Consider the following 22,103-nt stretch of genomic DNA (forward strand, 5'->3'; position numbering starts at 1 on the left):
CACCGGTGCTCAGTACCGCACCCCGCTCAGGGCATCAGTTGAGATAGTCGCCGACGTTGTCAGCGGTGATCAAGGTGGCAAGCCGAGCGTAGACGGGATCCACCGACTTGCCTTCGAGTGCGTCGAGTACAACGTTCGCGGCGGTTTCGCCCTGGCCGGTGAAGTCCTGTGCCATCGTCGCCGTGACGATGCCCTCTTGTACGGCTTCAAGTCCGGCCGGGTCGCCATCGACACTCACGAACGCTGTAAAGTCTGCATCCCGTTCTGACTCCTCAATCGCGAGTGCTGTGCCGATCGCGGTTTCATCGCACTGCGCAACTGCGCCGACCAGACTGCCCGCTGGAAAACGCTGCAGCGCATCCTCGGTAGAGCGTTTCGCTTTGTCGCGCGAGCAGTCTGCCTGGAATTCGAAGGCGATATTGAAGTTGGCATTGATCGCTTCGTCGAAGCCGGTGCGACGGCGATCCGTCCACGACGCACCATAGGTTCCGGCGATGAAGAGAATGCTGCCGCCATCCGGCAGCTGCTCGTTCATGTATTCGGCCTGGGCGCGCCCCGCCTCGGTTTCATCTTGGCCGATGTAGCTCGTGATATCGACCTCGGCGTCCTCCGGAAAGGCAGTGTTGACGGTGAATAACGGAAGGTTGGCATCGTTCACCAGTTTTGCGGCACGCTGGCTCGTCTCGCCGTCGATCGGCTGCATCACGATGGCGTCGACACCGCGAGTGATGAGGTTCTCGACTTCGGTGAGCTCCACCGAAGTGTCGCCCTTAGCGTCGGTGGTGATGAGCTGGGCGCCACGGGCATCCGCGACCTCGTGCATCGCTTCTCGGATAGGCGCGGTGTTGGGCGCGGCCTCGTCGTAGAAGACGACGCCGATCACGGGTCCGTCTGCCGTGCCTGCTGCACTGCAGCCGCCGAGCGCCAGTGCCGAGACACCCGTGATTGCGATGACGGGGAATAGACGTTTCATCATTGAACAGTGCTCCTCGAATCGTGTTGAGCAGGGCCCGAGCGAGGAGAGGCGGGTCGCGTTCACCTCTGAACGTGCTCCTGCAGGCAAAGTGTCCCGGTCTGAGCGATCCCGCAGGTGTGCCGGGATGGGACACCTGCGGCTGAGTGATCCGAGCGTGTGTCGGACGCTGTCCCAAACTGGAACAGCGTCCGATCGTGGGGGCTTGCTCTACTGGAGCGGAAGTCCAGTGAGGACAGCGAAGGAGCGACCAAACGATGCAGCGACGATCGGCCAAGATTCAGATCGACCGGGCCAAGGTGCTCATCACCGGGGCCTCCTCGGGAGTGGGGGAAGCGGCTGCCAGCCTCTTCAGTGCTCGAGGTGCCAGCGTGGCGCTGCTCGGGCGGCGAATGACGGAGCTGGAACGCGTGCGATCGTTGCTGAGCGGTACATCGATCGCACTTCCCGTTGACGTTTCCGACGAAGAGAGCGTGATCGACGCCGTGCACCGTGCCGCGCGTGAACTTGGCGGCATCGACATCGTGATCAACGCGGCCGGTGTCGCCGAAGCCGCTGAAGCGGAACACATCACGGGCGATGCTTGGCGCGCAGTGATCGATACCAACCTGTCGGGCACCTTCTACGTTTCACGAGAGGCCATTCCGTATCTGCGCGAGTCGGGAGGCTGCATCGTGAACGTGGCCTCCGATCTCGCCGCGATGGGGGCCCCGGGGCTCGTGCACTACTCCGCGTCGAAGGCCGGAGTTTTGGGTCTGACTCGAGGCCTCGCGGTCGAACTCGCGCCGCGGATTCGCGTGAATGCCGTGTGCCCCGGCCCAATCGATACCCCCATGATGCAGCAAGGACTGAGCGCAGCTCCCGATCCGGGGCGCGCTCGGCGAGAGAAAGAGCTCAGTGTGCCGCTCGAGCGGTTGTCGACCCCTGAAGAGATCGCGAAGTCGATCTACTTCCTCGCGGTCGATGGAACGTTCGCGACTGGGGCGGCGCTGCACGTGGACGGAGGTACGTCGGCCGCCTAGGCCGCCGCACCTGAATCGATTGAAGACCACCGAAGAACACAGGAGGAGCACCATGTCCCACCCACGCGCGATGCTCATCGTGCCCGAAGGGCGACCCGTACCACCGATGGATTCGTTCGCGAGCGAGGCCGAGGTCACGGTCGTCAGAACCGCCGATGAATTCCGGGCAGCGCAGCCCGGCACCGAGATTCTGTTCTTGAACGACTTTCGTACACCGCTGCTCCGCGAAGTCGGCCCGGGCGATCTGAAGTGGATTCACACTTCGAGCATCGGTGTCGATGTACTGCTCACGCCAGAGATTGTGAACAGCAACATCGTGGTGAGCAACTCGCGAGGGGTGTGCGAGCGGCCGATCGCCGAGTGGATTCTCGGAGTCATCGTCATGTTCGCGAAAGACCTGCGACGCACCGTCGAACTGCAGCTCGAGCGTACGTGGCTGCACCGCGAGACGGAACCGATTCTCGGCCGCAAGGTGCTCGTCGTCGGTCCTGGCCCGGTCGGGCAGGAGACCGTGCTGCTGCTTCGCGGGGCAGGCATGGAGGTCACGGTGGTCGGCCGCTCGGCCCGCATCGATGACCGCCTCGGAGAGATTCACGCGTTCTCCGAGCTCGATGAGCTCCTGGGAACGGTCGACGACGTTGTGTTGACAATGCCACTGACCGAGGAAACGCGAGGACTGTTCAACAGTGAGCGATTCGCCATGATGCGCCAGGGGGCGCGACTGGTGAACGTGGGCCGCGGTGCCGTCGTCGTCGAGCAAGACCTGCTTGACGCCATCGATTCCGGGCATCTCGCCGGGGCAGCGCTCGACGTGTTCGAGCAGGAACCGCTGCCCGTCGAGCATCCATTCTGGTCACGGCCGACGATTCTCGTGTCCCCGCACGCGTCGGGCGACCTCGTTGGCTGGCGTGGGCGCGTCGCCGAGTGCTTCGCGGCAAACTTGCGCAAGTGGAAGGCCGGAGAACCGCTGAACGACGTCGTCGACCTGAAACGCATGGGGGTCACCGCCGGGTGATCCTGCATGACCTCTGACGAGGGCCGGGCGAAGGAGAGCCCGGCCCTCGCGTGTTCCAGGCTGGGACATTCGCGCGCAAGTTGCCGTATCTAGGGTTACTCTGCAAGCAAGATCGTTCAATGACGAGGATTTCATGACAAGCGCAACACAACACGCAACGGAGAACGCCGAACCGGCGCCGAAGCATCGTCTCAGCGGGAACATGGGAGTCGGGGAGCTCGTGATGAGCGTGCTCGCCTTCTCATCGCCGCTCACCACTGTCGCCGGATTCATTCCGGTTCTGCTCATGTTCAGCGGACACACGGCTCCGGGCATCTACCTGTTGCTCACCGTCATGCTGCTGATCTTCTCGGTCGGTTTCGTGCGCATGAGCCGGAGCGTCGAGAACCCGGGCGGTTTTTATGCCTTCGTGACGGCGGGGCTCGGAAAGCCGGCAGGCCTGGGCGGCGCACTGCTCGCGCTGTTCGGCTACTTGTTCATCGGCTTCTTCGCGCCGTCGCTCTTCGCGGTGACGCTGCAGGGCTTCGTCGTGAACACCCTGGGCGGCCCCGACATTCCTTGGTATTTCTACGCCCTCGCCATCATCGCGATCACGACCTTCCTCGCCTACAACCGCATCGACCTCTCCGCGAAGGTGCTCACGGTCGTTATGCTCCTCGAAGTCGTCGTCGTGGTCACCTTCAACGTGTTCGCCTTCGCGACGAATGCTGGCGACGCGGGCCACGATGCAGGCTTCGCGCTGCCGTGGATCACCGACGCGGGCCTGGGCTTGGCCCTGCTCTTCGCCGTTGGTAACTTCTTCGGCTTCGAGGCAACCGTCATCTACCGCGAAGAGGTGAAGAACCCGGAGCGCACGATCCCCCGTGCAACATATCTCGCCGTGATCGGCATCGGCATCTTCTACGCGGTCGCCGCGTGGGCGTACATCGCGTTCCTCGGGAGCGACTCGGCGCAGGCTGCGGCCGAAGCGAACACTGTCAACCTGTTCGGCGACGCCGTGACCGGTCTGATCGGCAAGACGTTCGCAGACATCGCCGTGGTGTTGCTGATCACCTCGATTCTCGCCTCGATGCTCTCGATCCAGAACATTGCCGCGCGATACAGCTTCTCCCTCGCTGTCGACCGGGTACTGCCGGCAGCCCTCGGCAAGGTACATGTGAAGCACAAGTCGCCGCACCTCTCGGCTCTCGCCGTGGGGCTTCTGTGGGCCGCAGCGATCGTCCTCTTCACCGTGCTCGGGGTACCCCCGGAGAACCTCTACCCGGTTGCCAGCGGCAGCGGCACGTTCTCCGTGCTGCTCCTGCTGTTCATCACGAGCATCGCGGTGTTCGTCTACTTCGTGCGCAAGCGCCGCACCCAGCCCGAGTCTGTCTGGAAGACCTTGGTCGCCCCGGCGATCAGCGCGGTCTTCCTCGGTCTGATCACGTACCTGGCGATCACAAACTACTCCGATCTCATCGAGGGCTCGGTCGTGATGACGGTAATCTTCATGTCGTTCACATTCGCGCTCTTCCTCGGCGGCATCGCATACGCGGTGTATCTGCGTCGACGGAAGCCGGAGGTGTACGCGCGCCTGGGACGCCAGAGCGTGTAATCGGCAGCAGTGCCCAGCAGCGCCCCCAGGAAGCCGGTGAAGAGCTTCCTGGGGGCGCTGCTGCGTGCGGGCTCAGTTCCGGTCGGTGGTGTCTCAAAGCGGTACAAAACCGGGCGCGTCGTGACGCTGATAGTTGAGTAACCGCAGAAGCCGCGCCGCACACGGCGTGAGTTCAGCGGGGCCAGAGATCCATCAACGACGAGGATGACATGACCGACGCACCCTCAGCGACCACTCCGCTGGTCGCCCTCAACAACATTCAGAAAACCTTCGGGGCCGTAACCGCGCTTCGGGGAGTGAGCATCGACGTGCTGCCGGGGGAGACGTTCGCCCTGCTGGGCGACAACGCCGCAGGCAAGTCGACGCTCATGAAAGTGCTCACGGGCGTGTACCAGCCCGATCACGGCACGATCCGCATGGACGGAGACGCCGTGTCGTTCCCGAGCCCCGCGGTGTCGCGTTCCGCCGGCATCGAGATGGTCTACCAGGACTTCGCGCTCGCCGACAATCTCGATGTGCGCACGAACATCTTCCTGGGACGCGAGCCGCAGAAGAACATCATCGGACCCCTGGTTCGCGTGATCGACAAGAAAAAGATGGAGCGCGAGACGAACCGCGTGCTTGAGCGCCTCGACATCCCGATCAATCCCAGACTCAAGGTGAAGCGGCTGTCGGGCGGGCAGCGACAGGCCGTGGCCATCGGCCGCGCTCTCGCGTTCGACGCGAAACTCATCATCATGGACGAGCCGACCGCCAACCTCTCCGTTGCGAAGGTCGACAAGCTCATCGAGGTGACGCAGAAGCTCAAGGACCTCGGGATCGCCGTGATCATCATCACGCACCGTCTCGATGAGGCGTTCGCCGTCGCCGACCGTTGCGCCGTCATGCGGCAGGGCGAGGTCGTGGGTCGATTCCGCATGGACGAGGTCAGTGAATCCGAAGTCGCGCACCTGATCTCACAAGGCACCCTCGACGGGTACGAAGTGCCCGAGGTCGATATCCCCGCTGAGCGCCGCCGCATCGGCAGCACCTCGGCTTCCCACCCAGCAGAGCAGGCACCGACGATCGGGAGCGACGCATGAACACCAACACGGTCGCAGTCATGCTGCGCAAGTCGAATCAGGACGGGCCGTCGCCGGCGATGCGCGTCAAGCATTTCGTGGGCGACTACGGAATCCTCATCATTTTCGCCGCGGTGCTCATCTTCCTCGCGGTTGCCGCTCCGAACTTCCTCACCCTCGAAAACCTCGTCAATGTGGTGCGGCAGTCGTCGATCATCGGCATCATCGCACTGGGCATGACGTTCATTATGATCACCTCCGGCATCGACCTGTCGGTCGGCTCGGTGGTCGGCCTCGCCGGCATGGTGTTCGCGATCCTCGCACCATCGAGCGGCAATGCGCTGTGGATCCCGCTCGTCGTCGGACTCGGAGTCGGTCTGCTCGTCGGCTTCTTGAGCGCAGCACTGGTGGTGTGGGGCAAGATTCTCCCCTTCCTCGCAACGCTCGCGACGATGGCGATCGCCCGTACGGCTGCGCTCGTCATCACCGACGGTCAGGTCGTGTCAGGTTTGAGCGGCCCGGCGGAGTGGCTCGGTTCGGGCTTCATCGGCCCGATTCCGGTGCCCGTCATCATCTTTATCCTGGCAGCTCTGCTCTGTGACTTCGTGCTCAGCCGCACGAAGTTCGGATCGCACGTTTACGCGATCGGCGGCAACGAGGAGTCGTCGAAGAAGGTCGGCATCTCGGTCAGTCGCGTGCTGTTCACGGTCTACCTCATCGGTGGCTGCCTTGCGGCACTCGGCGGCCTCGTCTTGACCGCTCGCCTCGATGGTGCGGCACCGACCGCCGGCCTGACCTACGAGCTGCAGGTCATTGCGGCGGTCGTCATCGGCGGCACCAGCCTCTTCGGCGGCGTCGGCACGATTCGCGGCACCGTTATCGGCGTGCTGCTGCTCGGCGTCGTGATGAACGGCATGAACCTGCTGGGCGTTTCGAGCTACTACCAGCAGGGCGTGCAGGGCCTGATTCTCGCGCTCGCGGTGCTGCTCAACCGTTGGAAGTCCGATTGACCCCCTCCCCGCTGTACCCACTTTCGAAAGGAACACCCATGAATATGCGACGACGCATGTCTGCGGTAGCCGCTCTGATCGCAGTCTCCGCCCTGGCGCTCACTGGATGCGCGAATGGAGCCTCAGGCGATGCCGCCGCCTCCGGTGACGGTGAGCAATACGACATCGGCGTGGTGGTGCTCGACTTGCAGGATCCCGATCTCGCCCACATGGTCGAGGCGATGGAGAGCACCGCGAAGGATGAGGGCGTCAGCCTGCACGTCACCGATTCGAAGAAAGATGTCGCCAGCGAACTGAATCAGGTCGAGGATCTGTTGACGCGCCAGGTCGACGCCGTCATTCTGCAGCCGCTTGACGGAGAGGCCAGCCAGAACGCCGCCAATCGCGTGATCGATGCCGGTGTGCCGCTGTTTATTCTGTCGACCGAATTCGCCGAGGGGGCCGACATCAAGTATGAGAGCTACATCGGCGTCGATGACACGCTCGCGGGCCAGATGCAGGCAGAGTACCTCAACGATCTGCTGCCCGACGGCGGCAACGTCGTCTTCGCCGCAGGAATCTACGGCGCCTCGTGGACGGATCGCCGCAAGTCGGGCTACGACGAGACCATCAACGACAACATCAAGACCGTGGCCGAGTTCCAGGCGAAGGGCAGCCGCGACGAGGCGAAGCGCAACATGGAAGATACGCTGCAGCGCTTCGGTACCGGTGAGATCGACGCCGTTGTGGCGAACAACGATGAGATGGCGATCGGTGCGGCTTCGGCGATCAAGGACGCTGGTCGCACCGATGACATCGCGGCCGTCGTCGGAGTCGACGGCACACCTGCCGCCGTCTCCGCGATCGAGGCCGGCAACATGTCGGCGACCGTGCGTCAGGACTCGGCCGGCCAGGGCGAAGAATCGGTGCGCGTCGTGCACTCCTTCCTCCAAGGCGACGACGTGAAGGATCGCTACACCCTGCCGTTCACCCTCATCACGAAGGAGAACGTCGCGGACTTCGCCGAGTAGCGCGACGAACCACACGACGGGGTGCCCTGCGCGAGCAGCGGCACCCCGTCCTGTTTTGGCACACGTTCGACACCTCGACTGCTACATACACTGCGGGAGTAAGCAGTGATTGGGGTACCAGTATGTCGAATCTGACGATTGCAGCGGCGGATGCGACGCAGCTGCTGAGCGAACTGCGGGCGCAAGGCATCGATGTCGATGATGCGCCCCGCAGGCGTTCGGAATACTCGTTCGACGCGTCCAACTACCGCATCCGCCCGCAAGCCGTCGTCTTCCCCCGAACCGTCGACGACGTGAGATCAGTGATGCGCGCAGCGCGCGCCGCCGGGGTGCCCGTGACTACCCGCGGAGGCGGCACCTCGATGGCGGGCAACGCGGTCGGTCACGGGGTGATTGTCGATCTCTCGCGGCGCTTCATCGATGTCGACACGATCGATGTCGATGACCGCTCCGTTTGGGTCGGCGGTGGCGTGGTCCTCGGCGAACTGCGCACGCTCGTCGAGCGCTCGACGAGCGGCGCACTCACCTTCGCTCCTGACCCGTCGTCGCTCAGCCGTGCGACGGTCGGTGGCTCGATCGGCAATGATGCGTGCGGCAATCACTCCGTTGCCTACGGTCGTATGACGCAACATGTGCGCGAAATCGAAGTGGTGACACTCGACGGCGCCCACGTGCGGTTGGCGCGCGGAAGCATCACCGCGGTGGATCCCCAGGACGCGCAGTCGACTGCGCGCGCAGAACAGCTCACCGCAGAACTACGCGATCTGGCGCAGGCGCATCTCGCGGCGCTCCGTGTCGAGTTGCAGACCATTCCGCGACAGGTATCGGGCTACCATCTCGGTCACTTGCTCCCCGAAGAGGGGTTCGACGTCGCAGCGGCCTTGGCCGGGAGCGAGGGGACGATCGCCGTCATCACTCGTGCCCGAGTCGGGCTGGTTCCTCGACCGGCGACCACCGCGTTGCTGTGCCTGGGGTACGCCAACACCGTTGATTCCGCGCGCGACGTGATGGACATCTTGGCGAGTAAGCCGACCGCGATCGAGGGACTCGACCGATCGATCGTGGAGATCATGCGACATCGGCGCGGGCCGGAAAGCGTCGACGGGCTGCCGAGCGGAGAAGCGTTCCTCATGGTGGAGTTCTCCGCCGATGATGTCGAGGTCGCGCGAGAGCGCTGCGAGCAGCTGCTCGTCACTCTGAGTGCGGCTGGCCGCGTCACCGACTCCGCGGTCGTCACGGATCCTGCGGCCCGCGCGAAGCTTTGGCGCGTGCGCGAAGACGGGGCGGGGCTCTCATCTCGCCGGGTCGATGGCAAGCAGACCTGGCCGGGCTGGGAAGACTCGGCGGTGGCTCCCGAACGGCTCGCCGACTACCTGTCAGAGCTGCTGCCGCTCGTTGAGAAGTACCAGTACTCGGCGTTCATGTACGGCCACTTCGGCGCGGGGTGTGTGCACATGCGTCTCGATTACGACCTGAGAAGCGATCACGGCAGGCGTGACTTCGAGGCCTTCACACGGGAAGCCGCGGACCTCGTCGTTGCACATGGCGGGTCGCTCTCGGGTGAGCATGGCGATGGTCGCGCGCGCAGCGAATTGCTCAGCGTGATGTACTCGCCCGAGATGCTTGACCTGTTCGCCGAATTCAAGCGGGTGTGGGATCCGGATAATCTGCTGAACCCTGGCATCATCGTCGATCCCGATGCCTTCACAGACTCGCTCGCGCTCGAGGGAACCCCCGCACCGGGCCCCACGCTGGGAGAACCGTCGGTGATCACCGAGACCGTGACCATGGGGCTCTCGATTCAGTCGCGCACCCGTCTGCCGCTCGCCAGCCCGTACGTCGGCAATGCGCACGCCTGCATCGGGGTCGGCCGCTGCCGCGCGACGAGCGGTGGATTTATGTGCCCGAGCTACCGCGCGACGAAAGATGAGAAAGACAGCACCCGAGGTCGGGCGCGCGTGCTCCAGGAGCTCACCCGTGCGAACAAGAACAGCCTCGACGGCTGGTTGTCGCCCGAGGTACGCGACGCCCTTGACCTGTGCCTCTCGTGTAAAGCGTGCTCGAGCGATTGCCCAACCGGAGTCGACATTGCCGAAGCGAAGTCAGAACTCATCGACGAGCATTACCGGGGTCGCATTCGACCATTCACGCACTACTCGATCGGTTGGCTGCCCCGCTGGCTGCCGCTGATCGGCTGGTTCTCGAGCATCGCCAACATTGGGGCCCGGATCGGACTGCTGCGCCGGGTTGCCGATTGGCTCGGCGTGAGCGCGAAGCGGCGCCTGCCGGCCTTCCGCTCGCGCAGCGATATCCGGAGACATCTCACCGAGGCGGCTTTTGACGCGAACGGTGAGATCCTCATCTTCGCCGACAGCTTTACGAAGGCATTCCGCCCTGAGGCGATTCCCGCTGCCGCGCGCGTGCTTGGCGACACCGGCCGAACGGTCGGATGCACTGCAGACGCCTGCTGCGGCCTCACCTGGATCTCGACCGGTCAGCGAGATGGCGCTCGACGCAGGCTCGAGCGTCTGATCCGGCGATTCGACGACGGGACAGATCGAGATATCGTCGTGCTTGAGCCCAGTTGCGCCGCAGCTATCCGCGACGAGGGGCCGAAGATGGTGGGCGGCGAAGCCGCCGACCGCGTGGCTGCACGAGTGCGCTCCTTCTCGGTCGCGGTCGATGAGGCCGTGCAGCGCGGCTGGACCCCGACTGCACCAGTGCCCGAGGCAGCGGTGCTGCAAACGCACTGCCACGAGCACGCGGTCTTCGGGTCCGGTGCGCAGAAGCGCGTGCTGGGTGCGTGGGGTGTGCCGCAGATCGTGGAATCGTCATCGTGCTGCGGAGTCGCGGGCAACTTCGGCTTCGAGTCCGAGCACTTCGACATGTCGATGCAGGTAGCCGAGCACTCCATCGTGCCGGCACTGCGGCAGGCCCCAGAGGGGGCGCTCGTGCTCACCGATGGATTCAGCTGCACCATGCAGGTGTCGCAGATCGATCCTGACCTGTCGGGTCAGCACCTCGCACTCGCTCTCGACCCAGCTCGCACGTCTCCCGGAGAACCTCGAGAAGGCAGCGAATGAGTACGCGCATCAATCTGGCCCAGGCTCTGCACGAGGCGCACTCGGCGGCTGATGTCATCGCCCGCCTTTCGGGAGTCAAGCAGCATGACATCGTGCTTACTCTGGGAAGCGGATGGCGCGAAAGCGCCGCGTCGCTGGGAGACGTGGTCGCGGTGCTTCCTGCCGCGGAGATTCCGGGTTTCTCCGGAGGGTGGGTGCCGGGCCATTCTGGGGTCATTCAGTCGATACGTCTCGAGAGCGGCGCGCACGCGTTGGTGATCGGTGCACGCGCGCACCTCTACGAAGGCAGAGGAGTGCAGGCCGTTGCGCACGGCATGCGCACCGCAGCAGCAGCCGGAGCTCGCACTGCGGTGCTCACGAATGGCGCCGGCGGAATCGACCCGACGTTCTCCGTTGGCGACGCCGTGCTCATCAGTGACCATCTCAACCTCACCGCCGTCTCCCCGCTCATTGGCGCTGATTTCGTCGACTTGACCGATCTGTACAGCGAACGGTTGCGTTCGATCGCGCGGCAGGTCGAACCCGGTCTGCAGCAAGGCATCTACGTGCAGCTTCCGGGTCCACATTTCGAAACACCCGCGGAGATCCGTGCGCTCAGCATTCTCGGGGGTCAGCTGGTGGGGATGTCGACAGCGCTTGAGGCGATCACCGCCAGATCACTCGGTATGGAGGTGCTTGGGGTGTCGCTCGTGACGAATGCCGCAGCCGGGCTGAGCGGGCCGATCGATCATCTCGATGTTCTGGCCGAGGGCCGTGCAGCCGAGTCGAAACTTGCTCGCACGTTGAAGCGACTTGTCGACGCGCTGCCGCTTACAGGCTAGGCAGACTCACGCAAGAGCGAACCAGTCTTTCACGGTTTGCATGTCTTTGTCGCCGCGGCCTGAGAGGCACACGACGAGGTCATGGCCAGGCCCGAGATCACGTGCCAGTGAGATCGCCCCGGCGACGGCGTGCGCGGATTCGATTGCTGGAATGATGCCCTCGGTGCGACTGAGCAGCCGGAGGGCATCCATGGCCTCCGCATCGGTGACCGGGCCGTAGGAGACGCGGCCGTTGTCGTGGAGCCACGCGTGCGCCGGACCGACCCCGGGGTAGTCGAGGCCGGCAGAGATCGAGTGCGAGTCGAGCGTCTGCCCATCCTCGTCCTGCAACAAGTAGGAACGGGCTCCGTGCAGAACTCCCGGCCGCCCACGCGTGAGCGTAGCGGCGTGACGCGGCGTATCCACGCCCTCGCCGGCCGCCTCGAACCCGAAGAGGGCGACGTCGGCATCGTCGAGAAACGCCTCGAACATGCCGATCGAGTTGGAGCCGCCGCCGACGCACGAGACGACAGCATCGGGGAGGCGGCCTCGGTGAGCGAGTGCTTGCGCTCGGGTCTCGTCGCCGATGACGCGTTGAAAATCCCGCACCATCATCGGAAACGGGTGTGGGCCCGCGGCGGTGCCGAACACGTAGTTCGTGTGGTCTGCCGTCGCCACCCAGTCGCGGTACGCCTCGTTGATCGCATCTCGTAGCGTCGCGGTTCCGGTGCCCACCGGTATGACTGTGGCGCCGAGTAGTCGCATGCGCGAGACGTTCAGCGCCTGTCGTTCAACGTCGACTGCGCCCATGTACACGACGCATTCGACACCGAGCAGTGCTGCGGCGGTCGCGGTCGCGACTCCGTGCTGCCCGGCACCGGTCTCCGCGATCACCCGGCTCTTGCCCTGACGTTGCGCGAGCAGCACCTGACCGAGCGCGTTATTGATCTTGTGGCTTCCGGTGTGGTTGAGATCTTCGCGCTTCAGCAAGAGCGTCGCGCCCCCGAGGTGCTCGGAGAGTCGCGCGGCCTCTGTGAGTGGCGTCGACCGACCGGAGTAGTTGAGCAGAAGATCGGAGAGTCGCTGTTGAAAGTCGGCGTCTTTGCGCGCGGACGCATACGCTTCGGCGAGGGCATCGACCGCAGTCACGAGTGACTCGGCAATGTACCGCCCGCCGTAGGGGCCAAATTGCGGCCCAACGGTTCCCTGGAGCATCGCTCCGCCTAGTACTTCTGGCGCCCGAGGCGCGCGTAGATGTCTGGTCGACGCGTGCGCAGCACGCGTGCGTAGAGGAAGCCACCGATGAACAATGCGAACGTCAGCCCCATGAAGATCACGGTGATAGCCCCGGAGCCGCCGACCAGCTCGGGGAAGTTCGCGATCGCGACCACGGTCACGACTCCCAGGAACACGGCGCTGATGGCCGGAGCGACCAGCGACTTCCACACCGATTCAGGGGCGCTGCGCCGCTTGCGCAGAAAGTAGACGAACACGGCGGCGCTCGCGATGAACATCAGCAGCAGCACCGAGAACGTGCCGCTCCCGCTGGCCACAACGTAGAGCTGCTCGGGAGGCAGGCTGAGCGCCGCGAACAGTATCGTCGCGAGCGCCCAGACGACGCCCACCGCGAGTGCCGACAGGTACGGCGAATTGTGCTTCGGGTGCACGTGGCCGAGCGCACGCGGCAGCGCATGATCCCGTGCAAGGGAGAAGCCATATCGGGCTGCGATGTTCTGAATCGACAGCATGCAGGCGAGTGTCGAGGTGATGAGCAGGATCGTCATGACGTCGGCGAAGATCTTGCCGAGCAGCAGCACGATCGAGTTGTGGAACAGGTTCGCCGTGTCAGTCGTCGCGGCGGTCTGCACGCCGTCGGTGCCGAAGAACGCCACGTAGGCGGCGGCGGTGGCCGCGTAGAAGAGACCGATGCCGAGCACGGAGAGATACGTGGCGCGTGGGATGGTGCGGGCAGGATCCTTCACTTCTTCACGGTAGATCACGGTGGCTTCGAATCCGAAGAAGTTGCCGATGGCGAAGAGCAGCGCGAGACCAAACGTCGCGTCGCTGGGGCGCGGCAGAGATACCGAGAAGTCGGCACCGCTCGTCACATTGTGCGCGAACGCGGCGACGTCGTACACGACGATGATGAGCACCTCGAGCACCATCACAATGGTCAGCACTTTCGCCGACAGGTCGATGCGGTTGTAAGCAAAGAATGTCGTCAGCACAATGATCGCGAGTGCGTACCAGTACCAGGGAATGTCGGGGCCGCCGAGCGTGTGCACGACGAAGCCGCTCATGGTGACAGCGAAGAATACGGGGGCGAAGTAGCCGATGAAGAGGTATCCGACCAGCGCGAGGAATGCACCGCCGAGTCCAGCCGCCTTGCCGAGCCCAGCAGTGACGAACGAGTAGAAACCGCCGGGGTTCTCGATGCGGCGACTCATCAGTACGAAACCGACCGAGAAGATGAGCAGCATCGCCGTCATGATGAGGTAGATCGCCGGAGCGGTGTTGCCGCCGAACATGAGGAGCACCGGCATGGTGCCGGCGACGGTCGCCAGGGGGGATGAGAACGCGAGCACGCTCATGGCGAGGGTTCCCACGCCCATATTGCCCTGAAGTCGATTGATGGTGGTGGTGTCGAGCGGGGGTTCGACCGCCTGCTGCTGTGTTGCCATGAGATTCACTCGCTGTCGTCGTCATTGAAGACCTGGCGCACCGCACGCGGATGCGGTGCGCCAGGAGGAGAAATGCTGTGGAGAGGGCTGAGGCGCGCGGCCTCAGCAGGGGCGGATCACCAGCCGCCCTGCCAACCGGTGAAGAGACCGTAGGGCAGTCGCTGCGGCTCTTCATCGGGAATGGCGTGCAAGAAGTCAAAGTCGCAGCCCTCATCGGCCTGTGTCACGTGGTCGACGAAGAGACGCCCGTAGCCACGGTTGTACTTGCGGGGCGGCAGCTCGACTTCGGCAAGGCGCCGTGCCAGTTCATCCGCCGGAATGTCGAGATCCAAGCGTTGGGTGGAGACGTCGAGCACGATCGGGTCGCCATCGCGCACCACAGCCAGAGGGCCTCCTGCCGCCGCCTCGGGCGAAACATGCAGGATCGTAGTGCCGAAGGCGGTGCCGCTCATGCGAGCGTCCGAGATGCGCACAACGTCGCGAATGCCACGCTTCAAGAGCTTTTCCGGGATGGGGAGCATGCCCCACTCGGGCATACCCGGTGCGCCGGCCGGGCCGCAATTGCGCAGCACCAGCACCGAATCCTCGGTGATGTCGAGATCGGGGTCATCGATGCGTCGACCGAGGTCGGTCATGTCATCGAAGACGACCGCGGGCCCGCGATGCGTGAGCAGTTCAGGGCTCGCCGCACTGCGCTTGATCACCGCGCCCTTCGGCGCCAATGATCCACGCACGACCGCGATACCTCCGGAGGCGTCGAATGGAGTCTCGAGTTTCGAGATCACCTCGCCGTCGGGCTCGGGCGCGTTCGCGAACCCGGCCGCGAGTGATTCACCAGTCACGGTAATGGCGTCGCCCTTCAGCAACGGTGACAGTTCCTTCAGTACCGCGCCGATGCCGCCGGCATTGAAGAGCTGCTGCACGAGGTATTCGCCAGACGGCCGCACGTTCACGATGCGCGGCGTGCGCTCCGAGATCTGGTGGAAGCGGTCGAGATCAAGCTCGTACCCGACTCGGCGTGCGAGGGCGAGCAAGTGCAGCACTGCGTTGGTGGAACCTCCGACCGCCATGAGCAGGGTAATCGCGTTGTCGAACGCATCGGGGGTGAGGATCTCGCGCGGAGTCGGCCCGCCGGTGAGCGCCATCTCGACGGCACGTCGGCCGGTCGCCTCTGCCGCTTGCGCCCGCCGGGCGTGCACGGCGGGGATCGCTGCCGTCGATGGCAAGCACATGCCGAGTGCCTCGGTGATCGATGTCATCGTCGATGCGGTGCCCATCTCGCTGCAGTGACCCGCAGTCGGTTTTGCCGACGCCTCCAACTCGTCGAAGTCGGCCTGCGTCATGCGACCAGCGCGCAGCTCATCGGCGTACTTCCAGGTATCAGTGCCGACGCCGAGCTGCTTGCCGCGGAAGACCGCGGGCTCCTGCGGTCCGCCGGTCAGCATGATGGTGGGAATGTCGGCGCTCGCCGCACCCATGAGCTGAGCGGGCACTGTCTTGTCGCAGCCGCCGAGCAGCACGATCGCATCCAGCGGGTACGCACGAATCGATTCTTCGACGTCCATCGCCATGAGGTTGCGGAACTGCATTGCGGAGGGCTTCATGAGGCTCTCGCCGAGCGAGATGGTCGGGAATTCGAGCGGCAGCCCTCCCGCCATCAACACGCCGCGCTTCACCGAGTCGGCCAGGAGCTTGAAGTGGATATTGCAATTGACGAGTTCCGACCAGGAGTTCGCGATGCCGATCACGGGGCGATCCTTGATCGCGAAGCCCGAGAATCCCTCCGCTTGGATCGCGGTGCGGTGCACAAAGCCGGTGAGATCGTGCGGGGCGAACCAGCGCGCGCTGCGGAGGTCGGCCTGGGGTGAGTCTTCCATTCTGGTGTTCATTCCTTCTCGTTCGGGTGAGAAGACGAATGCCTCGGTGGAGTCGACATCGGGTTCGAACTCCATTGTCAGCACTGCGTCGCCGATTGCACCCCAGTACAGCAATCGGTGAGCATCGGGACCTGTTCCAGATTGAGACAGCCGTGCACCTCGAGGCCAGACGTAACCTGGCGCAGGCGTCAACGAACCGACGTCGAAACATCGCAGGAAGACGAAGGAGTCGTAATGGTGAGCAGTGAGCGCATTGGCGTCGGGCTGATTTCGGTGGGATGGATGGGACGCCTCCATGCGCGGGCGTACCTGGCGACGCGCCAGTTCTTCCCTGAGCTTGAACGCCACCCCGAGTTGGTGATTGCGGCGGATCCCGATGCGTCAGGCCGCGAACACGCTGCCGAGGCGCTCGGGTTCCGAGAGACCACGGCTGACTACCACGAGCTGCTGGCGCACCCCGACGTCGACGTTGTCTCGATCTGCGCACCGAACTTCTTGCACCACGAGATCGCTCTCGCGGCGATCGCAGCGGGCAAGCCGTTCTGGATCGAGAAGCCGATGGGCATCAGCGCAACGCAGTCGCGTGAGATCGCGCAGGGCGCGGCGGCAGCTGGCCTGATTACAGCGGTCGGATTCAATTACCGCCATGCGCCGGCGGTGGCTGAAGCCCGCCGGCTCGTGCGGAGCGGGGAACTCGGCACGATCACGAACGTGCAGATGCGACTGCTCACGAGCTACGCGTCTGACCCACAGCAGGTCTTCACCTGGAGGTACGAGAAAGAGCGTGCCGGCACGGGTGTGCTGGGCGACGTGCTCTCTCACGGCTTCGACCTCGCACAGTTCGTCGTCGGCCGCGTGGAGTCGCTGAACGCGATCACCGAGACCTTCATCCCGCAGCGCCCGCTCCCGGCAGGCAACTCGTCAAACAGCTTCGCGAAGGGCGAGGCCTCCACGACGCTGCGCGACGTGGAGAACGAGGATTATGCCGCAGCGCTGGCGAGATTTGAGAACGGGGCCGTGGGGTACTTCGAGTCGACGCGCGTCGGCATCGGCCCCCACGCCGAGTACATTTTGGAGGTCTACGGCACGCAGGGTTCGATCCGCTGGAACTTCGAGCGCATGAATCAGCTCGAGGTTGCGACAGACTTGCGCGGGTACCAGACCGTACTGACGGATACGAGCTTCGGCGAGTTCGGCCGATTCCAGCCGAACGCGGGCCCGGGCATCGGATTCAACGATCTCAAGACGATCGAAGCCGCGCTGTTCATCCGATCGGTGATCGAGAACGAGCAGCTGGCGCCTTCGGTCGCAGACGGATGGTCGGCGTCGGAACTCGTCGACGCCTCGGTGCGCAGCGCGGAGTCGGGTGCGTGGGTCACGATTCCGGAGATCGACGGCGGCACCACCTACGACCGCTGACGCCGAAACGATGGTGCTGGTCGCGTGAGCGAGCCACCCCCGCAGAGGTCGAGGCGGCTCGCTCACGCGACAAGCAGAAAGAGTGCACACAGCACGGTCATCACCATTACGGCGTGCTGAAACACCCCGAGCGGTAGTCGGCTTGCGACGATGCGCCCCGCGACCCCTCCGATAATCACCACGGGCGCGAGTGCGAGATCGAAGAGTAAACTCGGGGCCGCGATGAGCCCGAGCCCGATCGAAAACGGGAGCTTTGCGATGTTGACGAGCGCGAAGAACCACGCTGCGGTGCCGAGAAACGAACGCACCGAGAAGTTCGCGGTAATCAGGTACAGCGACATGACTGGGCCGCCCGCGTTGGCGACCATGGTGGTGAACCCACTGAGTCCGCCGTAGCCGATGCGTAGTCCGACGCCACGGGCGAAAGCGGGGCGGGGGTAACGTCGCTGTACGACCGTCATCACGACCAAAGCCAGCAGAATTGCGCCGATGACCTGCCGGATTACTCCGTCATTGAACCAGACCAGTGCCGCGACTCCGACGAGCATGCCAGCGGCGACAGTTGGAGCGAGACGCAGCAGTACCCGCCAATCCGCGTCGCGACGGTAGGCCCAGACCGCGACGATGTCGCCGATCAAGAGCAGCGGCAGAAGCGCGCCGGTTGACTCGCGAGCGGGGAATACGAGTGCGAAGAGCGCGACCGACAGCGTGCTTCCACCCGGCAGCGCGGTCTTGGAAAATCCGACCATGGCGGCTGCAATCGCAAGCAGGCACCAGCCGAGCGTGTCGAGTGAAGGAACTGAGAGCTGCAATGAAAACACGTGGCGTCCCCTCGAGCAACGAGAGATCGCAATCGCGTGACAGACTGCCTCTCCTGGATCTCGACAGCATAGAAAGCGACGTTGACCGCTGAGCGTCCCGATTTGGGACGCGAGACGTTTCGGCCCGGTCGCAGTGACCGGGCCGACACGATCTCACTCGTCGTCCACGTTCTCCGACGTGATCAAGGTGAAAGGCAGCGCGTATCGTTCATCGACGGTGTCGCCGGCGACGAACGCCGTGATGACCGAGAGCGCCTCTTCGGCTTGGGCCCGGGGGTCTTGCTTGACCGTCGCGGTCATCTTCCCGTCGCTGATCAGATCGAGCGCGGCTGCGGTGCCGTCGACACCCACGATCGCAGCGAATTCGGCGGTGCGCCCCACCTCGGCGATGGCGAGAGCGGCTCCAACAGCCATTTCGTCGTTGTTGGCCACGACGGCGTCGATGGAACCGGGTTCTGAGTAGCGCTGCAGCGCATCTTCCATCCCACGTTTCGCTTCATCCCGGTTGCCATTGCCCTGGAATTCGGCGACCACCGTGATGTTCGGATTGATCGCGTCTTCGAAGCCGGAGACCCGGCGGTCGGTCCAGGATGCACCGTTGGTGCCGGCGATCAGTACGACATTTCCACCATCGGGCAATCGCTCGTTGAGGTATTCACCTTGCAACCTCCCGGCATCGGTGTCGTCGACGCCGATGTGTGATGCGTATTCGACGCTGGCTCCCTCGGCGAACTCGGTCGAAATGATGAACAGCGGAATGCCGGCCTCGGTGACGCGCTTTGCCGCTGACTGGCTCGCTTTGCCGTCAATCGGTTGCATGATGATCGCGTCTACCTGTTGGGTGATGAGGTCCTCGATGTTGCTGAGCTCGAAGGAGGTATCCATGCGTGAATCGAGGGCGGTGACGCTTGCTCCGAATGCGGGAGCCTCATCTTCGAGCGTGTTGATGATGGTCGAGGTGAACTCCTCCTTCGTCGTCATTGCGGCGTACCCGATGCGAATGCCATCGGACCCCGACCCTGAATCGTCTGACGCTGATGCACTGCACCCGCCGAGCAGGAGTGCACAGCTCAGAGCCGTGAAGATTGCGACACTGCGATGCTTCATGATGTGGCCTTTCGTGTGTTCGTGATGGTGCTGGGGCACATGCGCCAGCGAGTTACTGGATGGTGAGGAAATTGCGCGGGTTCGCCACCGTAATTGCCGCGATGTCGGCGTCTGAGAAACCGAGCGTGCGCATCATCGGAACGACGTTCGTGACGATGTGGGAGTATCCGCCGCCGCCGAACGTCATCAGGTCGTGCTTGCACGACAGATCTTGACCCACGGTGATCTGGTCGACGTGCCCGCGCTCGACGTAGCGCTGCAGCACGCGGAGGCGCTCGCCATCGCTGGCATGCATGAGTGGATTCGCGAGGCGCTGCGTCGGCATGAAATGGGTGGATCCGAAGTTGTCCCAGGCCATGAAGTAGCCCTCGTCAGCTACGCGGTCAATCGCAGCATCAGAGAACCCGAAGCAGTCGAGATGTCCGATGACCACGCGCTTCGGATCGACGCGGTGCGCCGAGAGGAAATCGAGTATTTCGAAGAGCGCCCCGTCGCCCATGCCGGGATGGATACTCATGCCGAGGCCGGTGTGCTGCTGGGCGATGATCGTCGCCTCGAGCGAACGGAGTTCGTCGGCCTCGATGGGCGCCGAAAGCCCGATCTCACCAAAGCACCCGGTGCGCACGTCAGTGTCGCCGATTCCAGTTTCCGTGGCCGCGATCAGCTCACCTGCGAGCTCGTCGAGCGATCGTGCACTCAGATCGACGCCGTGTGCTTGGCGGGTATACCACCCGGTGCCGGCGACGATCGTGACGCCGCTCTGCTCGCTGACCTCTCTGAGTCGGGCAGGGTTGCCGCGCATGCCGGTGCTGCTGAGCTCGAGGAGTGCGCCGCCGCCGGCTGCTCCGAACCGCTGCACCTCGGTCGCTGCGAGCGGAACGTCGGTGAAGCGGAGATTGTCGCGGTTATTGAACGGATTGCGTTCGAATAACCACCGATTCTGCAGGGTGAGCGGCGCTTCTCCGAGTTCGGCGAAATCGGGGTGAGGCTCGTAGTACACCTCCGACTGGTCGAAGATGATGTGTTCGTGGATGTGGGTGATGCCGAGATCTTCGGGATCGATCACCCCGGTCACGGTTTGGATCTTGCCTGTGCGGTCTGTTGAATGCGGGGCCATGCAGTGTCCTCTCGCTCTGGCCGTCGCGGAGCGGATGCTGCGCGACGTGACGCGCGGTGCACCGGCAATGATGAACGGAGGAGTGCGGTGCTGCGATTCCACGCGGACCAACTGGGTCCGCGCAGGGACGTCATCGTTACCCATACAGGCGCACTACGAGGCCATCATGCGCAGGCGCGGTGTCACTGTGCCAGATCGAGACAAAGGAATGCGGTTGAAGGAATCTCGCGTCGTTGGCGTGACACCGTCATTCGAATCGATCGATGTTCGCCGAGATCGAGGGCGAGCTCGACGGGAAGCTGGAGCGGTTGAAAGCTGCGATCGAGGAACTCGGCGAATCCTTGCGGAGGCGTTGCCTCCGCTATCAACGGTAGGCATAGCATAGCCCTGAGGCTTGACCGGTGACGCTCACGCTCAAGTAATCGTGGAGGAGGGCCAAGGAATGTTTCCAATGAGGGGGTCGAGACTTGATGTTGTCCCGAAATTGCGCTCCGCCTCGTAGACAGTGCCTTCTTTGGGAACTTCCTAACTTGTGAATCTAAGAGAGTGAACTCGTCGCTATTGCAATGGTTGTGTCATTGATAGAAATCCAGGGCACGTGGCTGGCTAGCGTCCGGTAAGACGAAACACGATGAAAAAGTGTCGAATCGCGCAACCTCAACGAGGGCTGCGCCCTTTTCCATTGCGTGTCTGAAGCTAATATTTATACCTACTTCACCAGCCGAGTGAGCAGCGACAAGGAGAACCTTGCAGCCATCAAAACGACGCGTGCGGTCGACGAGCAAGAGGTACGGATCGATGGTCACGGCTGAGCCAATGATTCTTTCGGCCGCGAAATCCACCGCAAGTAAGTGCCAGTTGCCGTGAGAAGCGAAGTCAGCAAGCGCGCACGCAGCATCGTTCAAAGCTTGCCCACGGAGCATGCTATTCGCAGTCTGAGCCTTGCAAACTGATTCGAGGAGGCTGAGCTGACCGGCCATACAGTGATTATCTTCGATTGCTAACATTGGTCAAACCATTTCGCATGGTAAAGCCGATTTACTCGAATGCGTTTTCTCTCGCATGAACCGCAACTGCCGTCAGAGCGGCGGCTGCAGCTTCAATGTATTTCTTTGGGACGAGTGCGGATGCAGCGAGGTCGAGTTCGGCTTTCGACTTGCTGCAAAAGAGGCCGCACTCTTTGCCGGTCAAAATTTTCGTAGTTGGAATAACCTGTTGAATGCCGCCTGTTACTGCGCCCTCGATGAGCAGGCGGAAGCGGGGCCCTTCTTGATTTGACGCTTTCTGCGTTCTATCCGCGCGTCTAATGACTGCAATTTCTGGTTCCAGGGTGCGCACTCGACCGACAATGTTTTTGCACGAGTCGCCTAATTTTTCTGCCAAATCCGAGTCTCCAGTGTGAATCTCGAAGGTTGTCTCAATTTCAACTACTGCGGGATCTGCCTTTTCAACCGAAAGGACTACCACGGCAATAGTCGCCTTCTGGTTGGAGACGCGCGTTGCTAGCCCCATA

Annotated in this window: 18 protein-coding genes; 9 read left to right on the forward strand and 9 right to left on the reverse strand. The window is 63.4% G+C overall.

Annotated features, from left to right (window positions below; genetic code table 11):
• Positions 1-34: 34 nt before the first annotated feature.
• Complete coding sequence (locus tag AMS67_RS00645; protein ID WP_162230798.1) at positions 35-883, reverse strand: sugar ABC transporter substrate-binding protein; 849 nt, start codon at positions 881-883, stop codon at positions 35-37.
• 347 nt (positions 884-1,230) lie between these two features.
• Here AMS67_RS00645 and AMS67_RS00650 point away from each other — a divergent pair, with 347 nt between their 5' ends.
• The 8 genes from AMS67_RS00650 to AMS67_RS00685 all read left to right on the forward strand — a co-directional run bounded on the left by AMS67_RS00650 (position 1,231) and on the right by AMS67_RS00685 (position 11,589).
• A complete protein-coding gene (locus AMS67_RS00650; RefSeq protein WP_053385646.1) occupies positions 1,231-1,995 on the forward strand; it encodes an SDR family NAD(P)-dependent oxidoreductase in 765 nt (254 codons plus the stop codon).
• 52 nt (positions 1,996-2,047) lie between these two features.
• Positions 2,048-3,010, forward strand: coding sequence for a D-2-hydroxyacid dehydrogenase (locus AMS67_RS00655; RefSeq protein WP_053385647.1), 963 nt, complete (start codon positions 2,048-2,050; stop codon positions 3,008-3,010).
• A 223-nt stretch (positions 3,011-3,233) separates the two neighbouring features.
• The gene (locus AMS67_RS00660) at positions 3,234-4,604 is read left to right on the forward strand and encodes an APC family permease (RefSeq protein WP_156316474.1); all 1,371 of its coding nucleotides are present in this window, start codon (positions 3,234-3,236) and stop codon (positions 4,602-4,604) included.
• Between the two features lie 209 nt (positions 4,605-4,813).
• Entirely contained in the window at positions 4,814-5,686 is an 873-nt protein-coding gene (locus tag AMS67_RS00665) for an ATP-binding cassette domain-containing protein (protein WP_053385649.1), read from the forward strand.
• Positions 5,683-6,675 (forward strand): ABC transporter permease, encoded by a 993-nt coding sequence (locus AMS67_RS00670; RefSeq protein ID WP_193392064.1) that lies wholly within the window; start codon positions 5,683-5,685, stop codon positions 6,673-6,675. Before AMS67_RS00665 ends, AMS67_RS00670 begins: the two co-directional genes overlap by 4 nt.
• A gap of 38 nt (positions 6,676-6,713) precedes the next feature.
• Positions 6,714-7,685, forward strand: coding sequence for a sugar ABC transporter substrate-binding protein (locus AMS67_RS00675; RefSeq protein ID WP_053385650.1), 972 nt, complete (start codon positions 6,714-6,716; stop codon positions 7,683-7,685).
• A 122-nt stretch (positions 7,686-7,807) separates the two neighbouring features.
• Positions 7,808-10,768 carry an FAD-binding and (Fe-S)-binding domain-containing protein gene (locus tag AMS67_RS00680; RefSeq protein WP_053385651.1) on the forward strand — a complete coding sequence of 987 codons (2,961 nt, stop codon included), beginning with the start codon at positions 7,808-7,810 and terminating at the stop codon, positions 10,766-10,768.
• The gene (locus AMS67_RS00685; protein WP_053385652.1) at positions 10,765-11,589 is read left to right on the forward strand and encodes a purine-nucleoside phosphorylase; all 825 of its coding nucleotides are present in this window, start codon (positions 10,765-10,767) and stop codon (positions 11,587-11,589) included. Before AMS67_RS00680 ends, AMS67_RS00685 begins: the two co-directional genes overlap by 4 nt.
• Before the next feature lie 6 nt (positions 11,590-11,595).
• Here AMS67_RS00685 and trpB read toward each other — a convergent pair whose 3' ends face one another.
• The 3 genes from trpB to AMS67_RS00700 all read right to left on the reverse strand — a co-directional run bounded on the left by trpB (position 11,596) and on the right by AMS67_RS00700 (position 16,126).
• On the reverse strand, positions 11,596-12,783 hold the full coding sequence (gene trpB / locus AMS67_RS00690) for a tryptophan synthase subunit beta (protein ID WP_053385653.1): 1,188 nt from the start codon (positions 12,781-12,783) through the stop codon (positions 11,596-11,598).
• 8 nt (positions 12,784-12,791) lie between these two features.
• Complete coding sequence (locus AMS67_RS00695) at positions 12,792-14,249, reverse strand: APC family permease (protein WP_053385654.1); 1,458 nt, start codon at positions 14,247-14,249, stop codon at positions 12,792-12,794.
• Positions 14,250-14,365: 116 nt separating this feature from the next.
• Positions 14,366-16,126, reverse strand: coding sequence for an IlvD/Edd family dehydratase (locus tag AMS67_RS00700; protein ID WP_053385736.1), 1,761 nt, complete (start codon positions 16,124-16,126; stop codon positions 14,366-14,368).
• 234 nt (positions 16,127-16,360) lie between these two features.
• On the opposite strand from AMS67_RS00700, the gene AMS67_RS00705 reads away from it, so the two are divergent.
• A complete protein-coding gene (locus AMS67_RS00705) occupies positions 16,361-17,545 on the forward strand; it encodes a Gfo/Idh/MocA family protein (protein ID WP_053385655.1) in 1,185 nt (394 codons plus the stop codon).
• A gap of 62 nt (positions 17,546-17,607) precedes the next feature.
• On the opposite strand, the gene AMS67_RS00710 is transcribed toward AMS67_RS00705, so the two are convergent.
• The 5 genes from AMS67_RS00710 to AMS67_RS17195 all read right to left on the reverse strand — a co-directional run bounded on the left by AMS67_RS00710 (position 17,608) and on the right by AMS67_RS17195 (position 22,102).
• A complete protein-coding gene (locus tag AMS67_RS00710) occupies positions 17,608-18,366 on the reverse strand; it encodes a sulfite exporter TauE/SafE family protein (RefSeq protein ID WP_241487948.1) in 759 nt (252 codons plus the stop codon).
• A gap of 153 nt (positions 18,367-18,519) precedes the next feature.
• Complete coding sequence (locus AMS67_RS00715; RefSeq protein WP_053385656.1) at positions 18,520-19,473, reverse strand: sugar ABC transporter substrate-binding protein; 954 nt, start codon at positions 19,471-19,473, stop codon at positions 18,520-18,522.
• A 52-nt stretch (positions 19,474-19,525) separates the two neighbouring features.
• Positions 19,526-20,590, reverse strand: coding sequence for a phosphotriesterase family protein (locus AMS67_RS00720; protein WP_053385657.1), 1,065 nt, complete (start codon positions 20,588-20,590; stop codon positions 19,526-19,528).
• A gap of 575 nt (positions 20,591-21,165) precedes the next feature.
• Positions 21,166-21,570: a hypothetical protein gene (locus AMS67_RS00725; RefSeq protein ID WP_053385658.1), complete on the reverse strand. Its 405-nt coding sequence runs from the start codon at positions 21,568-21,570 to the stop codon at positions 21,166-21,168.
• A 58-nt stretch (positions 21,571-21,628) separates the two neighbouring features.
• Positions 21,629-22,102 carry a hypothetical protein gene (locus tag AMS67_RS17195; RefSeq protein ID WP_156316475.1) on the reverse strand — a complete coding sequence of 158 codons (474 nt, stop codon included), beginning with the start codon at positions 22,100-22,102 and terminating at the stop codon, positions 21,629-21,631.
• Position 22,103 lies beyond the last annotated feature (1 nt).

The organism is Leucobacter japonicus (genome assembly GCF_001273855.1).
Classification (GTDB): domain Bacteria; phylum Actinomycetota; class Actinomycetes; order Actinomycetales; family Microbacteriaceae; genus Leucobacter; species Leucobacter japonicus.

Coding starts and splice junctions, on each gene's coding strand:
- AMS67_RS00655 (WP_053385647.1), top strand. CDS start 2,048: ATGTCCCACCCACGCGCGATGCTCATCGTGCCCGAAGGGCGACCCGTA.
- AMS67_RS00650 (WP_053385646.1), top strand. CDS start 1,231: ATGCAGCGACGATCGGCCAAGATTCAGATCGACCGGGCCAAGGTGCTC.
- AMS67_RS00705 (WP_053385655.1), top strand. CDS start 16,361: ATGGTGAGCAGTGAGCGCATTGGCGTCGGGCTGATTTCGGTGGGATGG.
- AMS67_RS17195 (WP_156316475.1), bottom strand. CDS start 22,102: ATGGGGCTAGCAACGCGCGTCTCCAACCAGAAGGCGACTATTGCCGTG.
- AMS67_RS00725 (WP_053385658.1), bottom strand. CDS start 21,570: ATGGCCGGTCAGCTCAGCCTCCTCGAATCAGTTTGCAAGGCTCAGACT.
- trpB (WP_053385653.1), bottom strand. CDS start 12,783: ATGCTCCAGGGAACCGTTGGGCCGCAATTTGGCCCCTACGGCGGGCGG.
- AMS67_RS00660 (WP_156316474.1), top strand. CDS start 3,234: ATGAGCGTGCTCGCCTTCTCATCGCCGCTCACCACTGTCGCCGGATTC.
- AMS67_RS00700 (WP_053385736.1), bottom strand. CDS start 16,126: ATGGAAGACTCACCCCAGGCCGACCTCCGCAGCGCGCGCTGGTTCGCC.
- AMS67_RS00675 (WP_053385650.1), top strand. CDS start 6,714: ATGAATATGCGACGACGCATGTCTGCGGTAGCCGCTCTGATCGCAGTC.
- AMS67_RS00685 (WP_053385652.1), top strand. CDS start 10,765: ATGAGTACGCGCATCAATCTGGCCCAGGCTCTGCACGAGGCGCACTCG.
- AMS67_RS00715 (WP_053385656.1), bottom strand. CDS start 19,473: ATGAAGCATCGCAGTGTCGCAATCTTCACGGCTCTGAGCTGTGCACTC.
- AMS67_RS00680 (WP_053385651.1), top strand. CDS start 7,808: ATGTCGAATCTGACGATTGCAGCGGCGGATGCGACGCAGCTGCTGAGC.
- AMS67_RS00720 (WP_053385657.1), bottom strand. CDS start 20,590: ATGGCCCCGCATTCAACAGACCGCACAGGCAAGATCCAAACCGTGACC.
- AMS67_RS00665 (WP_053385649.1), top strand. CDS start 4,814: ATGACCGACGCACCCTCAGCGACCACTCCGCTGGTCGCCCTCAACAAC.
- AMS67_RS00670 (WP_193392064.1), top strand. CDS start 5,683: ATGAACACCAACACGGTCGCAGTCATGCTGCGCAAGTCGAATCAGGAC.
- AMS67_RS00695 (WP_053385654.1), bottom strand. CDS start 14,249: ATGGCAACACAGCAGCAGGCGGTCGAACCCCCGCTCGACACCACCACC.